Below are 14,253 nucleotides of genomic sequence, written 5' to 3' on the forward strand. Positions count from 1 at the left end.
AGGTCGGTGACACCGCGGAGGTCGGTGACACCGCGGAGGTCGGTGACACCGCGGAGGTCGGTGACACCGCAGAGGCCGATGACACGGCGGAGGTCGGCGTCGCGGCGGAGGCCGAGGACTCCCCGGAGGCCGGCGACGCCCCCGGGATCGGCGACGCCCCCGGGATCGGCGACAACCCCGAGGGAGGCGACGACCACACGGTCGACGGCACCTCCGATGCCGACGAGCACGACCGCCCGTCGGACGGCACCGAGGCGGACCGGCCGTGACCGACGACCTGCTGTCCCGGCACGACGTCCTCCTCGCCGACCTGGACGGCACCCTGTACCGGGGACCCGACGTGGTCCCCGGTGCGGTGGAGGCCGTGCGGAGCGCAGAGCTCCGCGGCGTCCCGACGGTGTACGTCACCAACAACGCCTCGCGCAGCCCGTCGACCGTCGCCGGGCACCTCGCGGACCTGGGGTTCCCGGCGCGCGTGGCGGACGTCCGCACCAGCGCCCAGGCCGGTGCCGCGATGCTGGCCGAACGCCTGCCGTCCGGGGCGACGGTGCTCGTCCTCGGTACCCCGGCGCTGGCCGACGAGGTCCGGGAACGGGGCCTCGTGCCGACCGGCACGGGGGAGGGGGCTGACGCCGTCGTCCAGGGGCACTCGCCGGACACCGGATGGCGGCAGCTGACCGAGGCCGTCCTCGCGATCCGGGCGGGAGCGCTCTGGGTCGCGACGAACGTCGACCTCACGCTCCCGACCGAGCGCGGCCCCCTGCCGGGGAACGGCTCGATGGTGCAGGTCGTGCGGAACGCCGCCGGTGTGGAACCGGCCGTCGCCGGCAAGCCGGGCGCGCGCCTGCTCCGCGAGGGGCAGGGCGACGCCGACCGGCCGCTGGTGCTCGGCGACCGGCTCGACACCGACATCGAGGGCGCGAACGCCCTCGGTGCGCCGTCGCTGATGGTCCTCACCGGCGTCAGCGGTGCCGCCGACCTGCTCGCCGCGCCTCCCGCACTGCGTCCGACCTACATCGGGGCCGATCTGGCGGCCTTCACCCGGCACCCGGACGAGCTCGTGCCCGGCGCCCGGGACGGCTGGCGGGCCGAGATCGACGGCGACGCCCTCGTGCTGTCCGGTGACGGCCACGGCGACGAGCCCGTCGTGGACGCGCTCCGGGTGCTCTGTGCCGCCGCATGGGAGCACGGCACGCACCGGGTCACCGCCTCCGGAGACGTGGCCGCGGGCGTGCTGCACGAACTGGGCCTCGCAGACCGGCGAGCGGACCGACGAGCGGACTGACGAGCGGACCGACGGCCGGCTCGACGGTCGGCCCGAGGACCGGCCACGAGTGGTGGTCTGACGACCGCCCCGGCGACCCCTCGACGGGCGGCTCGATGGGCGGGCCGACGCGGCCCGGTGATCCACGGGCGGTGCCGCCGCGGCGACCGGGTGCCGGTGCGCCCGAGGCCGTCCGGCGCACCGGTGACCGCGACCTGTCCGTCGGGTCGGCCGTCGCGTCCGGCCGTCGGTGGGGTCGGCTACCGTGACGATGAGTCCCCCGTCCCCGGAGATCATCGATGAGCGTCCCCACACCCGGCCCGCGCCCGGGTGACCCGCGTCCGCCGGAGCAGCGTCCGGTCGCCGACCTGCGCGCCGACGTCGACGAGGCCGTCGCCGGCCTCGACTCCCTCGCCGAGCGCCCGGTGTCCGAGCACCCGGAGGCGTTCGAGCGGGTGCACTCGGCGCTCGGCCGGGCGCTCACCGCCGGGTCGGAGCGGGGCTGAGGGTGGCGCCCACCCGATCCCGCCTGGACGCCGAGCTGGTCCGGCGCCGGCTCGCCCGCTCCCGCGGCCAGGCCGCGGAGCTGATCGCCGCCGGCCGCGTCTCGGTCAACGGCATGCCCGCCGAGAAGGCCGCCACCGTCGTCGACCGGGACGCGCCCGTCGTCGTCCGCCCGGACGACGACGGCGAACCCGAGTGGGCCTCACGCGGCGCGAAGAAGCTGCTCGGCGCCCTCGACGCGTTCACCGTCGTCGACCCCGCCGGTCTCCGCTGCCTCGACGCCGGCGCCTCCACCGGGGGGTTCACCGACGTGCTGCTCACCCGCGGCGCGCGCGAGGTGGTCGCCGCCGACGTCGGATACGGCCAGCTGGTGTGGCGGCTGCAGTCCGACGAGCGCGTCCACGTGCACGACCGCACCAACGTCCGCGCGCTCGAGCCGGACGCGATCGGGGGTCCGGTGGACCTGACCGTCGCCGACCTCTCCTTCATCTCGCTGCGCACCGTCCTGCCCGCACTGACCGCCTGCACCGCGCCCGGCGGTGACCTGCTGCCGATGGTCAAGCCCCAGTTCGAGGTGGGGAAGCAGCGGCTCGGGTCCGGCGGCGTCGTGCGCAGCCCGGAGCTGCGGACCGAGACGTTGCGCGAGGTCGCGGCCACGGCCGTCGACCTGGGTCTGGTCGTGCTCGACGCGACGGCCAGCCCGCTGCCGGGGCCCTCCGGCAACGTCGAGTACTTCCTGCACCTGCACCGCCCGGGCGCCGGAGGGGCCACGACCGCGCCCGACCTGGAGCCGTTGCTGGCCGGTGCCGTCGCGGGAGGGCCGGCATGAGGGAGATCCTGCTCGTCCTGCACACCGGGCGTCCGGCGAACCGCAAGACCGCGCTGAACGTCATGAACGAGCTCGCCCGGCTCGGGCTGCGGGTCCGGGTGCTCGCCGACGAGTGGGCGGAGCTGGGCGCCGATCCCGACGTGCCGGAGGACTTCACCCCGGTGCAGGTCCCGGGCAGTCCGGAGTGCGCCCGCGGTGCCGAGGCGGTCCTCGTCCTGGGCGGCGACGGCACGCTGCTGCGCGCCGCCGATCTCGCCCGCCCGGCCGGGGTGCCGCTGCTCGGCGTCAACCTCGGGCACGTCGGATTCCTCGCCGAGGCCGAGGAGGACACCCTCGACGAGGCCCTGGAGAAGCTCGCCGCCGGCGACTACGAGGTGGAGGAACGCACCACGCTCGAGGCCGTCGTCCGGTCGAACGGCACCGTCCTGGGCCGCACCTGGGCGTTGAACGAGGCCGTCGTCGAGAAGAACACCCGCGGGCGGATCCTGGAGGTCGTCCTGGAGGTCGACGGCCGGCCGGTGTCGTCGTTCGGGTGCGACGGGGTGCTCTGCTCGACGCCGACCGGGTCGACCGCCTACGCCTTCTCCGCGGGCGGGCCGCTGATCTGGCCGCAGGTGCAGGCGCTGCTCGTCGTCCCCAGCAACGCGCACGCCCTGTTCGCCCGGCCGATGGTCATCGCACCGGACAGCGCGGTGGCGATCGAGGTGTCCGCCGACGGCCCGTCGGCGGTCCTCGACTGCGACGGCCGTCGCACCGTCTCGGTGCCGCCCGGCTCGCGGGTCGAGCTCAGCCGGGCGACCGAGCCGGTCCGGATGGTGCGGCTCGCCGCGCAGCCGTTCGCCGACCGCCTGGTCCGGAAGTTCGATCTCCCCGTCCGCGGCTGGCGCGGCCGGGGATCGAACACCTGATCGACCGTTCGGCGCACGGAGCCGACCGCGCGAACATCCGTTCGGTCTCGTGGCGCGTCGAGCATGGTGCCCGTCGGTCTTCGAACGTATGGTCGCCCGCATGTTGTCCGAGATGCGGATCCAGGGACTCGGCGTGATCGACGACGCGACCCTGGAGCTCGACCCGGGCCTGACCGTGCTCACCGGCGAGACAGGGGCCGGTAAGACCATGGCGGTGACGGGGCTGAACCTGCTCGGTGGCGGTCGCGCCGAGTCGTCGCGGGTGTCCGCGGGCGCGCGGCGGGCCGTCGTGGAGGGGCGGTTCACGGCGTCCCCCGGTGCGCTCGCGCTGGCCGAGGAGGTCGGCGCCGAGGCGGACGACGACGGCACGCTGATCGCCGCCCGCACCGTCTCCGCCGACGGGGGGTCCCGCGCGCACCTGGGTGGCCGGTCGGTGCCGAACGGCGTGCTCGGCCGTCTCGCCGAGGCCCAGCTCGCCGTGCACGGGCAGAACGACCAGCTCCGCCTGCTGCGCGGCTCGGACCAGCGCGCGTTGCTCGACCGCTTCGCCGGTGACCCGGTCGCGACGCCCCTCGCCGCCTACCGGGCGGTGCGCGCCGAGTGGCTGGAGATCGTCACCGAGCTGGCCGAGCGCCGCGACAACGCGCGCCGGCTCGCCCAGGAGGCCGACATGCTGCGGCACGGCCTCGCCGAGATCGACTCCGTCGACCCGCAGCCCGGTGAGGACCGTGCGCTCGTCGACCAGGCCCGCCGGATGGTGGAGGCCGACGACCTGCGCTCCGCCGCGGAGGGGACCCGGATGGCGCTGTCCGGCTCCGACGACGGCGAGACCCCCGGGGCGGTCGGCCTCGCGGGGCAGGCCAAGGGACTGGCCGAGGGCAGCGACGATCCCGCGCTGGCCGGGCTGGGGCCGCGCCTGGCCGAGGCGATCGCCGTGCTGGCCGATGCGGCCGCCGAGGTGTCGGTCTACCTCGACGGGCTCGACGCCGACCCGGAGCGCCTGTCCCAGGTGCTCGCCCGGCAGGCCGAGCTGAAGTCGCTCACCCGCAAGTACGCGGCCGACACCGACGGTGTCCTGGACTGGGCCGCGACGGCGCGCGACCGGCTCGCCGGGCTGGACACCTCCGACGAGGCGCTCGCCGACCTGGCCCGCCGCCGCGACGAGCTGGCCCGCGACCTGGCCGGCCACGCCGCCGAGGTCACCGCGGCACGCACCGAGGCGGCCGGGCGGCTCGCCGAGGCGACGACCGCCGAACTCGCCGGGCTGGCCATGAAGGACGCGCAGCTGCAGGTCGGTGTCGCGCCCCGGCCCGCCGGTGACGGGGGGCCGTCCCTCGTCGTCGGCGGACGCGAGTGCCACGCCGGCAGCGGCGGGGTCGACGAGGTGGAGATCCGCCTGGTCCCGCACGCCGGGGCGAGCGCGCAGCCGCTGCACAAGGGCGCCTCCGGCGGTGAGCTCTCCCGGGTGATGCTCGCCCTCGAGGTCGCACTGGCCGGTTCCGACCCGGTGCCGACGATGGTCTTCGACGAGGTCGACGCCGGCGTCGGTGGCCGGGCCGCGGTCGAGATCGGGCGCCGCCTCGCGCGGCTGGCCGCCCGCCACCAGGTGATCGTCGTGACACACCTGCCGCAGGTCGCGGCCTACGCCGACCGGCACCTCGTGGTGCACAAGGCCTCCGGTGAGGGTGTCACCCGCTCCAGCGTGACGCGGCTGTCCGAGGAGGAGCGGACCCAGGAGCTGGCCCGCATGCTCGCCGGGATGGACGACACCGACACCGGGCGCGCGCACGCCGAGGAGCTGCTCGCCGCGGCCACCGCGCACCGGCAGGCCGACCGCGCCGCCGAGCAGCCGGCGGACCTGGCCCAGGCCCGGTCGCGGCGGGCCGGCGCGACACGCGGCGGGAGCGGCACCCGGCGCCGGAAGGTCGCACAGGCCGGGTGAGGGGCCCGCGTCGCCCTCGCGACAGGGTGTCCCGTCGCGGGGCGGGCGTCGTGCCTCGGGCGGTGACACTGTGGTCACGCTGCGGCGTGCCTGCACCGTCCCGGGGCTCCCGGGTGTCACAGTGCCCGCCATGAAGCTGTCCGGCCTGCTGCACCGAACGCGACCGGAGCTGCCGGGGCTGACCGGCCCGGCCCGCACCGACCGTCGTACCGAAGCCCTGCTGCGCCGGCTCCGGCCCGGTGACATCGTCGTCCTCGACCAGGTCGACCTCGACCGCGCCACCGCCGACGCACTGGTGGCCGCGCGGGTCGCGGCGGTCGTCAACGCGTCGCCGTCGATCTCCGGCCGGTTCCCGAACCTGGGCCCCCAGGTGCTGGTCGAGGCCGGGGTCCCGCTCGTCGACGACTGCGGCACCGAGATCATGCGTTCGGTCAAGGACGGCGCGAAGGTCCGGCTCCACGAGGGAGTCCTGTACTCGGGGGAGCAGCCGCTCGGCGAGGGCCGCGAACAGACCGAGGACACCGTCGCCGACGCCCTCGACGAGGCCAAGCAGGGGCTCACCCACCAGCTCGAGGCGTTCGCCGCGAACACCACCGAGTTCATGCGCCGTGAGCGGTCCCTGCTCCTCGACGGCGACGGGGTCCCGGAGATCGACATCGCGCTCGACGGGCGCCCCGTGCTCGTCGTCGCCGCCGGTTTCGAGTACGCGGGGGTGCTGAAGCGGCTGCGGGCCTACATCAAGGAGTACCGGCCGGTGCTGGTCGGCGTCGGTGCCGGTGCGGACGCGCTGGTCAACGCGAAGTACCGGCCCGACCTGATCGTCGCCGACCCGTCGGAGGTGTCGAACCAGGCGCTGACCAGCGGGGCCGACGTCGTGGTGCCGGCCTTCCCGGACGGGCACGCCCCCGGTCTGCACCGCGTGCAGGACCTCGGCGCGAGTGCGGTCACCTTCCCGTCGATGGCCAACCCGGAGGACCTCGCGCTGCTGCTGGCGCACCACCGTGGCGCCAGCATGATCGTCACCGTGGGGCTGTCGGCGTCGATGGCGGAGTTCCTCGACCGCGGCCGGTCTGGCAGCAACGCGTCGACGTTCCTGACCCGGCTGCAGGCAGGCGGGTCGGTCGTCGACGGCGAGATGATCGCGCAGATGTACCGGAGCCGGACGTCGTTCGCGCCGCTGCTCCTGCTGATCGCCGCGGCACTCGTGGCGGTCGTGGTGGCGGTGCTCGTCTCCGGCGCCGGGCCCGCGGTGCTGGAGTGGGCCGGTGGGCTGGTCGAGACCGTGCGGTCCTGGTTCCCGGCGTGATCTCGCGGCGCTACCACCGGATCGCCCTGGTCGCCGTCTTCGTGCTGGCACTGGCCGCCGGGGTCGCCGTCGCGACCGTCGGGCTGCCGCAGCGGATCGCGAGCACGGTCGCGTCGACCACCGGCACCGGTGAGATCGACCAGCTGCGCACCGAGCGGGACGCGCTCGCGGCGCAGCAGCGGGCGAGCGACGAGTTCACCGCGCGCACCGCGCCCGGTCTGGTCAGGGAGAAGCTCGCCGGGGTGCCCGTCACCGTCGTCGCGCTCGGGGCCGACCCGGCCGACACGCGCGCCGTCGCCGAGCTGATCACCACCGCCGGCGGGAGCGTCGCGGGCGAGGTCGTGCTCACCCCGGCGGTCACCGACCCGGCCCGCGCCGACCAGCTGCGGGACCTCTCGGCACGGCTGCTGCCCGCCGGGGCGCAGCTGCCGGCGTCGTCGGACGCCGGAGCGCTCGCCGGTGGCCTGCTCGGCTCCGCGTTGCTCGCCCCGCAGGGCGGGGCCGCGCCGGACCCGCAGCAGGCCGGTGCGGTCGTCGCCGGTCTCGCCGGGGGTGGTTTCGCCGAGACGCCGGAGGGGGAGCTGTCCGCCGGGCGGCTCGCCGTCGTCGTCACCGGCGGCGCGTTCGGCGGGGTCGACGCCGCGGGGTCCGCGGCGACCGCCGCCGGGCTCGCCGACGAGCTGGACCGCCGCGGCGCCGGGGCGGTGCTCGCCGGACGGGACGCCGGCCCGTCGTCGGCCGTGGGGGCCGTCCGCGCGGACGCCGGCCAGGGCCCCGGACCGTCGACGGTCGACGGCGTCGGCACCTCGGCAGGCCGGGTCGCGACCGTCCTCGCGCTCGCCGAGCGCAACGCCGGACGGGCCGGTCAGTACGGCTCCGGCGCGGGGTCCACGGGCCCGGTTCCGGCCCTCTGAGCGCGATCGGTAGGCTGAAGCTCCGTGCAGACTCGCGCCACCCGTCATCTGTTCGTCACCGGTGGGGTCGCATCCTCGCTGGGTAAGGGCCTCACCGCTTCGAGCCTGGGCCAACTGCTCACCGCTCGCGGGCTCCGCGTCACCATGCAGAAGCTCGACCCGTACCTCAACGTCGATCCCGGAACGATGAACCCGTTCCAGCACGGCGAGGTCTTCGTGACCGAGGACGGTGCGGAGACCGACCTCGACGTCGGTCACTACGAGCGCTTCCTGGATCGCGACCTGCAGGGCCGGGCCAACGTCACCACCGGCCAGGTGTACTCCGAGGTGATCGCCAAGGAGCGCCGCGGCGAGTACCTGGGCGACACCGTGCAGGTCATCCCGCACATCACCAACGAGATCAAGGACCGCGTCCTCGCGATGGCGGAGCCCGACGCGGAGGGCATCGCGCCGGACGTCGTGATCACCGAGGTCGGCGGCACCATCGGCGACATCGAGTCGCTGCCGTTCGTCGAGGCCGCCCGCCAGGTGCGGCACGAGGTCGGCCGGGACAACTGCTTCTTCCTGCACGTCTCGCTGGTGCCGTACCTGGCGCCGTCGGGCGAGCTGAAGACGAAGCCGACCCAGCACTCCGTCGCCGCGCTGCGCAACATCGGTATCCAGCCGGACGCGCTCGTGCTCCGGGCCGACCGGGAGATCCCGGGGGCGATGAAGCGCAAGATCTCGCTGATGTGCGACGTCGAGCTCGACGGCGTCGCGGCGTGCGCCGACGCCCCGTCGATCTACGACATCCCGAAGGTGCTGCACGGCGAGGGTCTCGACGCCTATGTCGTGCGCCGGCTCGGCCTGCCGTTCCGCGACGTCGACTGGACCGTCTGGGGCGACCTGCTGGAGCGGGTGCACCACCCGCAGGAGACCGCGACGATCGCGCTCGTCGGGAAGTACGTGGACCTGCCCGACGCGTACCTGTCGGTCACCGAGGCGCTGCGTGCCGGCGGGTTCGCCCACCACGCGAAGGTCGCCGTCCGCTGGGTCCCGTCGGACTCCTGCGAGACGCCGGCCGGCGCGGCCGAGGCGCTCGACGGCGTCGACGCTGTCCTCGTGCCCGGTGGGTTCGGCATCCGCGGCATCGAGGGCAAGCTCGGGGCGATCACCCACGCCCGCACCCGCGGCATCCCGACCCTGGGACTGTGTCTCGGCCTGCAGTGCATGGTGATCGAGGCCGCGCGCAGCATCGCCGGGCTCGACGGGGCGAGCTCCTCGGAGTTCGACCCGGACACCGAGCACCCGGTGATCTCGACGATGGCGACCCAGCGCGACGTCGTCGCGGGGGAGCGGGACATGGGCGGCACCATGCGGCTGGGCGCCTACCCGGCGGTGCTGCAGCCCGGCTCCGTGGCGGCCAAGGCCTACGGGGCGCGGGAGATCTCCGAGCGCCACCGGCACCGGTTCGAGGTCAACAACGCCTACCGGCAGCAGCTCGCCGACGCCGGCCTCGTGTTCGGCACGTCGCCGGACGGCACACTCGTCGAGTTCGTGGAGCTGCCGGCGTCGCAGCACCCGTTCTTCGTCGGTACCCAGGCGCACCCCGAGCTGAAGAGCCGTCCCACGCGGCCGCACCCGCTGTTCGCTGCGTTCGTGAAGGCTGCGCTGCGGTACCGCGCCGAGGACCGGCTGCCGGTCCGGCTGCCCGGCCGCGCCAACGGCGACGACGACGCCGAGCTGGTCGAGGGCGACGAGCCGGCCGGTTCCACCGGTACCAACGGCTCCGTGCCGGCGGAGAGCACGCCCGGCAGCTGATCCACCCGCGCCGACGGCGGCCGTACCGGTCCGGGGACGGCCGCCGTTCGTGTCTCCGGGCGCCGCCCGCGTCCCCGTCGGCCGTGTCGGGCGGTCCGGGCCACGACCTGCGTGCCGGGCCGACTCGCGCCGGACGGCCGGGTGGGGCTGCCGCACCGGGCCGGGCGAGCCGCTACCCATCCGGCGCGTGCCGGGGACCGCCGGGCGGTGCGCGTCGCCGGCCGCCGTCGTCGGGAGCGCGGGAGGCGCCGCCCGGCCACTACTGTGCGAGGCGTGATCGTCTCGTTCAGCGTTCCCGCACCCGTGCGCGCGGCGGTGTCCCGATGACCCGCCCCGGCGAGCACGACTTCCCGGTCCGCTCGGCCACCGACATCTACTCGGGCCGGGTCATGGCGCTGCGCTCCGACCGGGTCGTGATGCCCGGCGGCCGTGTCGCGACCCGGGAGATCCTGGAGCACCCCGGTGCGGTCGCGATCGTCGCGGTCGACGAGCACCGGCAGGTGCGGATGCTGCACCAGTACCGGCACGCCGTGCGACGACGGCTGTGGGAGCTGCCCGCGGGCCTGCTCGACGTGGCCGGCGAGGACCCCGCCGTCACCGCCGACCGGGAGCTGACAGAGGAGGCCGGGCTGACGGCGTCGGACTGGTCGGTGCTGCTCGACGTCGTCCCGTCGCCCGGGTTCTCCGACGAGTCCGTGCGGATCTTCCTGGCCCGCGACCTCGTCGAGAAGCCGCGCCCCGACCTGGGCGATGACGAGGAGGCCGATCTCGAGCTGCGCTGGATCGCACTGGAGGACGCCGTCGGGATGGTGTTCTCCGGCGAGATCGTCAACGCGGTGTCCTGCGCCGGGCTGCTCGCCGCCCGCTCGGTGCTGGCGGGCGAGTTCGAGCCCCGGCCGCCCGGCACCGCGTGGACCGACCGGCCGGAGCGTTTCGCCCGCCGCCGCGACGGCGACGACTGACGACCGGCACCGCGGCTACGGCCGCAACGGCCTGCCGTCGGGGTCGGTGGGGCTGCCCGCGAGGATCACGATCCCGTCGATGAAGCTCCAGATCGCGCCCAGCCCGAACGTGAAGATCATGACGAGCAGCTGGGCGATCGCGAGCCCGGTGTGGCCGGAGTAGAAGCGGCCGATCCCGAACGGCAGGAACAGCTGCAGCAACCCGGCGACGATCTTCTGCTTGTCCGAGTACGGCCGCCCGGACCAGGCCTCGCGGCCGAACGGTGCGGCCGGGTCGTAGCCGTAGGGGCCGTAGGCGGGCGGGCCCGCGTGCGGCGGGTACGCCGGTCCGCCCGGGCCCGGCGCCCACCCGGGAGCGCCCGGCGTCTGCCCGAGCCCGTAGCCGGGCTGGTATCCCGCGGCTCCCCAGCCGCCCTCGTAGCCGGCTCCGTAGCCCGCGCCGTACCCCGGGGTGTCCGGACCGGGGGGCCCGTACCCCGGAGCTCCGTACCCGGGGCCGCCGTACCCGGCTCCGGCCGGGCCGGCAGGGCCGCCCGGTGCGCCGTACGCGTCGCCGCCGTGGGCCGGGGAGTCGTCGTACGCCGACCACGGCGAGCCCGGGTGCGGCTGCCCCGTCGTCGGAGAGGAGTCGGGGTAGGGGCCCGCGGCGGGGTGACCGGACGGGTCCGGCTCCGCCGGCGCGGAGAGTGTCGGATCCGGTGGGCGGATGCGGGCGGTCGCCTCCGCGCCCCCGGTGCCGGTGTCTCCGTCTCCGGCGCGGTCCGGGCTGCCGGTATCCGTCGGGGTGCCGTCGGTGGACGCACCGCTCGCGCCGCCGGTGTCCCGCAGGGCGTCCGGGTGCGGCTCGGGCAGGTCGCCGAACAGCGGTGCGAGGTCCGCGACCGTCGTCGCCGCGCGGGCCCGCCGGACCCGGTCGTCGAATGCGTCGACGTCCAGTCGTCCGCCCGTGTAGTGCCGGGACAGGGCCCGCACCGCGTCCTCCTGCTCGGCGTAGCCGATCGGTCGCGTGCTCATGGACGCGACGGTATCCGCCCGGACCGTCCACCGGCGACGTTCCGCGCCGGGCGACCCGCCACACCGTGGCGTGACGGACGGCGGCGGCCCGTCGCCCTAGGCTCGGGGAATGCGATTCGGACTCTTCGTTCCCCAGGGCTGGCGGCTCGATCTCGTCGGCATCGATCCCACCGCACAGTGGGACGTGATGCGCGGGCTCGCCGAGTACGCCGACCGCGGCGACACCTGGGAGTCGGTGTGGGTCTACGACCACTTCCACACCGTCCCGGAGCCGACCGACGAGGCCTGCCACGAGGCCTGGAGCCTGATGGCGGCGTTCGCCGCGACGACCGAGCGGGTCCGGCTCGGCCAGATGTGCACCTGCATGGCCTACCGCAACCCCGCCTACCTGGCGAAGGTCGCCGCGACGACCGACGTGATCTCGAAGGGCCGGGTCGAGATGGGCATCGGCGGCGGCTGGTACGAGCACGAGTGGCGCGCCTACGGCTACGGCTTCCCGCGGCCGGGTGAGCGGCTCGGGATGCTCGACGAGGGCGTGCAGATCTTCGCGCAGGCGTGGCGGGACGGCCGGGCCACCCTCGACGGCAGGCACTACCAGGTCGACGGCGCCATCGTCGCGCCCCGCCCGCTGCAGGACGGCGGTATCCCGCTCTGGATCGCCGGTGGCGGTGAGAAGGTCACGCTGAAGATCGCGGCACGCTACGCGCAGTACACCAACTTCGACGGCACGCTCGAGGGCTTCCGGCACAAGTCGTCGGTGCTCGCCGGGCACTGCGCCGAGCTCGGCACCGACTACGACGCGATCGTCCGGTCGGCGAACTACAACGTCGCGATCGGCACCACCGAGGCGGAGGTCGAGGACCGGCTGCAGCAGCTCCGGGCCCGGCTCGAGCCGATCGTCGGCGCGGAGAAGGCCGAGGGCGCGCTGGGCGCGTTCCGCGGGCTGCCCGGCGTCGGGACCCCGGAGCAGATCGTCGAGAAGCTCTCCGCCCTGCAGGACGAGGGCATGAGCTACGGCATCTTCTACTTCCCGGAGGCCGCCTACGACCGGTCCGGCATCGAGCTGTTCGAGCGCGAGGTCGTGCCGGCACTGCGGGGCTGAGGGGATGCCCGCGCCGGAGCGGGTCGTCGAGGACTACCTCGGCCACCTCGCCGTCGAACGCGGACGTGCGCAGAACACCCTGCGCTCGTACCGCCTCGACCTGGACCGCTACGTCGCGCACCTGGCCGACGCCGGGATCGACGACCTGGGCCGGGTCCGTGAGACCGACGTGGCCGGGTTCGTGACGGCGCTGCGGACGGGGGAGCGGCCACTGGCCGCGTCGTCGGCGGCCCGGGCGCTCGCCGCCGTGCGCGGCCTGCACCGGTTCGCGGTCCTGGAGGGGACCGTGCCGGCCGACGTCGCGGCCGGGGTGGCGCCGCCGTCGCTGCCGTCGCGGCTGCCGACGGCGCTGACGGTCGACCAGGTGGACCAGCTCCTCGCCGGGTGCGTCGCGGACGGGCCCACCGGTCTCCGGGACCGGGCGCTGCTGGAGCTGCTGTACTCCACCGGCGGGCGGATCTCCGAGATCGTCGGCGCCGACCTCGACGACCTCGATCCCGGGGCCCGCACGATCCTGTTGCACGGCAAGGGGGACAAGCAGCGGATCGTCCCGGTGGGACGGCCCGCGCTGGCCGCCGTCGACGCCTACCGGGTGCGCGCCCGTCCGGACCTCGCCGGGCGCGGCACCGGTTCGCCCGCGTTGCTGCTCAACGCCCGCGGCGGGCGGATGTCGCGGCAGAGTGCGTGGCACGCGCTCCGGGCGGCGGCCGAGGCGTCGGGGCTCGGACCGGCCGTCGTCGCCGCCGTCTCGCCGCACACGCTGCGGCACTGCTTCGCGACGCACCTGCTGTCCGGAGGGGCCGACGTCCGCGTCGTCCAGGAGCTCCTCGGGCACGCCTCGGTGGCGACCACCCAGATCTACACCCACGTCACCGTCGACACCCTGCGCGAGGTCTACGCCACCGCCCACCCCCGCGCCCTGGGGTGATGCCCGGGCCCGCGTGCGGGGCCGCGAACCCGGACCGCTACGTTCCGGAACCGATGCGATACGGGGTGTGGGTGGTCGGGGCGGCCGCGGCGCTGGCGATGGCCGGATGCGGCGGGGCGGGACCGGAACAGCGGGAGAGCGTCACCGACCGGATCGACGGGGCGGTGACGAGGGTCGAGATCGACTCCGACGCCGGTGCGCTGCGGCTCGCCGCGGGGGAGCAGGCGTCGGTCGAGCAGGACCTGCTCTGGACCGGGGACGCGCGCCCGCAGGTCGAGCACCGCCTCGACGGCGACGTCCTGCGGATCACCGTCCGCTGCCCGGACGACGGCCGTGAGCGGTGCCAGGCCGGGCTCGTCGTGACCGTCCCGGCGGCGGCGTCCGCGCGGGCCGACCTGGCCGCGGGCGGGATCGACGTCGCCGGGATCACCGGCGAGCAGGAGCTGCGCTCGTCGGCCGGCGCGGTGCGGGGCAGCGGTCTCGGGCCGGGTGCCGTCACCGCGAGCTCGAGCGCCGGCGGCGTCGAGCTGGGCTTCGCCGCCGCCGCGCCGGACGTCACCGCCGAGTCGACGGCCGGGTCGGTGACGGTCCGGGTACCCGTCGGTCCGGTGTACGACGTGTCGGCGGAGACGACCGCCGGCTCGACCGACGTCGGAGTGCCCGACCAGCCCGGCGCCGACCACCGCATCACCGCCCGCAGCACGGCCGGCAGCGTCACCGTCGCCCCCGGCGGCTGACGACCGACACGCCGCGCCCCGGGCTCCGCGGGCCCGTCGTACC

General features: G+C 75.5%; 13 protein-coding genes and 1 pseudogene. 13 read left to right on the plus strand and 1 reads right to left on the minus strand.

Annotated elements, in window-relative coordinates:
• The 10 genes and pseudogenes from Ae150APs1_RS31780 to Ae150APs1_RS00050 all read left to right on the plus strand — a co-directional run.
• Positions 1-269: pseudogene (locus Ae150APs1_RS31780) on the plus strand (hypothetical protein); the annotation flags it as partial.
• Positions 266-1,285, plus strand: coding sequence for an HAD hydrolase-like protein (locus tag Ae150APs1_RS00010; protein WP_075294894.1), 1,020 nt, complete (start codon positions 266-268; stop codon positions 1,283-1,285). The pseudogene Ae150APs1_RS31780 and the gene Ae150APs1_RS00010, both read left to right, overlap by 4 nt.
• 278 nt (positions 1,286-1,563) lie before the next feature.
• Positions 1,564-1,770 (plus strand): hypothetical protein, encoded by a 207-nt coding sequence (locus Ae150APs1_RS00015; RefSeq protein ID WP_010226912.1) that lies wholly within the window; start codon positions 1,564-1,566, stop codon positions 1,768-1,770.
• 2 nt (positions 1,771-1,772) lie between these two features.
• Entirely contained in the window at positions 1,773-2,597 is an 825-nt protein-coding gene (locus Ae150APs1_RS00020) for a TlyA family RNA methyltransferase (protein WP_075294896.1), read from the plus strand.
• Positions 2,594-3,505, plus strand: a complete 912-nt coding sequence (locus Ae150APs1_RS00025) for an NAD kinase (protein ID WP_010226916.1) — start codon at positions 2,594-2,596, stop codon at positions 3,503-3,505. The genes Ae150APs1_RS00020 and Ae150APs1_RS00025 overlap by 4 nt, the downstream gene beginning before the upstream one ends.
• 100 nt (positions 3,506-3,605) lie before the next feature.
• The gene (gene recN, locus Ae150APs1_RS00030; protein ID WP_083680366.1) at positions 3,606-5,447 is read left to right on the plus strand and encodes a DNA repair protein RecN; all 1,842 of its coding nucleotides are present in this window, start codon (positions 3,606-3,608) and stop codon (positions 5,445-5,447) included.
• Positions 5,448-5,577: 130 nt separating this feature from the next.
• Entirely contained in the window at positions 5,578-6,753 is a 1,176-nt protein-coding gene (steA, locus tag Ae150APs1_RS00035) for a putative cytokinetic ring protein SteA (RefSeq protein WP_075294900.1), read from the plus strand.
• On the plus strand, positions 6,750-7,667 hold the full coding sequence (locus Ae150APs1_RS00040; RefSeq protein ID WP_075294902.1) for a copper transporter: 918 nt from the start codon (positions 6,750-6,752) through the stop codon (positions 7,665-7,667). Before steA ends, Ae150APs1_RS00040 begins: the two co-directional genes overlap by 4 nt.
• Before the next feature lie 24 nt (positions 7,668-7,691).
• Positions 7,692-9,467, plus strand: coding sequence for a CTP synthase (locus Ae150APs1_RS00045; RefSeq protein WP_075294904.1), 1,776 nt, complete (start codon positions 7,692-7,694; stop codon positions 9,465-9,467).
• A 323-nt stretch (positions 9,468-9,790) separates the two neighbouring features.
• Positions 9,791-10,429 (plus strand): NUDIX hydrolase, encoded by a 639-nt coding sequence (locus tag Ae150APs1_RS00050; protein WP_075294906.1) that lies wholly within the window; start codon positions 9,791-9,793, stop codon positions 10,427-10,429.
• Positions 10,430-10,444: 15 nt separating this feature from the next.
• On the opposite strand, the gene Ae150APs1_RS00055 is transcribed toward Ae150APs1_RS00050, so the two are convergent.
• Complete coding sequence (locus Ae150APs1_RS00055; RefSeq protein ID WP_075294907.1) at positions 10,445-11,443, minus strand: DUF1707 domain-containing protein; 999 nt, start codon at positions 11,441-11,443, stop codon at positions 10,445-10,447.
• Between the two features lie 109 nt (positions 11,444-11,552).
• On the opposite strand from Ae150APs1_RS00055, the gene Ae150APs1_RS00060 reads away from it, so the two are divergent.
• The 3 genes from Ae150APs1_RS00060 to Ae150APs1_RS00070 are packed head-to-tail and all read left to right on the plus strand — an operon-like array spanning position 11,553 to position 14,210.
• Positions 11,553-12,545, plus strand: coding sequence for an LLM class F420-dependent oxidoreductase (locus Ae150APs1_RS00060; protein WP_075294908.1), 993 nt, complete (start codon positions 11,553-11,555; stop codon positions 12,543-12,545).
• 4 nt (positions 12,546-12,549) lie between these two features.
• Positions 12,550-13,473 (plus strand): site-specific tyrosine recombinase XerD, encoded by a 924-nt coding sequence (locus tag Ae150APs1_RS00065; protein ID WP_010241420.1) that lies wholly within the window; start codon positions 12,550-12,552, stop codon positions 13,471-13,473.
• Between the two features lie 53 nt (positions 13,474-13,526).
• Entirely contained in the window at positions 13,527-14,210 is a 684-nt protein-coding gene (locus tag Ae150APs1_RS00070; protein ID WP_139316759.1) for a hypothetical protein, read from the plus strand.
• Positions 14,211-14,253: the final 43 nt, after the last annotated feature.

This window comes from Pseudonocardia sp. Ae150A_Ps1, assembly GCF_001932315.1.
In the GTDB taxonomy this organism is placed as follows: Bacteria; Actinomycetota; Actinomycetes; order Mycobacteriales; family Pseudonocardiaceae; genus Pseudonocardia.

What these genes read in the sequence shown, in the direction of transcription:
- Ae150APs1_RS00065 (WP_010241420.1), top strand. Translation starts at nt 12,550, where the DNA reads ATGCCCGCGCCGGAGCGGGTCGTCGAGGACTACCTCGGCCACCTCGCC.
- Ae150APs1_RS00025 (WP_010226916.1), top strand. Translation starts at nt 2,594, where the DNA reads ATGAGGGAGATCCTGCTCGTCCTGCACACCGGGCGTCCGGCGAACCGC.
- recN (WP_083680366.1), top strand. Translation starts at nt 3,606, where the DNA reads ATGTTGTCCGAGATGCGGATCCAGGGACTCGGCGTGATCGACGACGCG.
- steA (WP_075294900.1), top strand. Translation starts at nt 5,578, where the DNA reads ATGAAGCTGTCCGGCCTGCTGCACCGAACGCGACCGGAGCTGCCGGGG.
- Ae150APs1_RS00070 (WP_139316759.1), top strand. Translation starts at nt 13,527, where the DNA reads ATGCGATACGGGGTGTGGGTGGTCGGGGCGGCCGCGGCGCTGGCGATG.
- Ae150APs1_RS00060 (WP_075294908.1), top strand. Translation starts at nt 11,553, where the DNA reads ATGCGATTCGGACTCTTCGTTCCCCAGGGCTGGCGGCTCGATCTCGTC.
- Ae150APs1_RS00015 (WP_010226912.1), top strand. Translation starts at nt 1,564, where the DNA reads ATGAGCGTCCCCACACCCGGCCCGCGCCCGGGTGACCCGCGTCCGCCG.
- Ae150APs1_RS00050 (WP_075294906.1), top strand. Translation starts at nt 9,791, where the DNA reads ATGACCCGCCCCGGCGAGCACGACTTCCCGGTCCGCTCGGCCACCGAC.
- Ae150APs1_RS00055 (WP_075294907.1), bottom strand. Translation starts at nt 11,443, where the DNA reads ATGAGCACGCGACCGATCGGCTACGCCGAGCAGGAGGACGCGGTGCGG.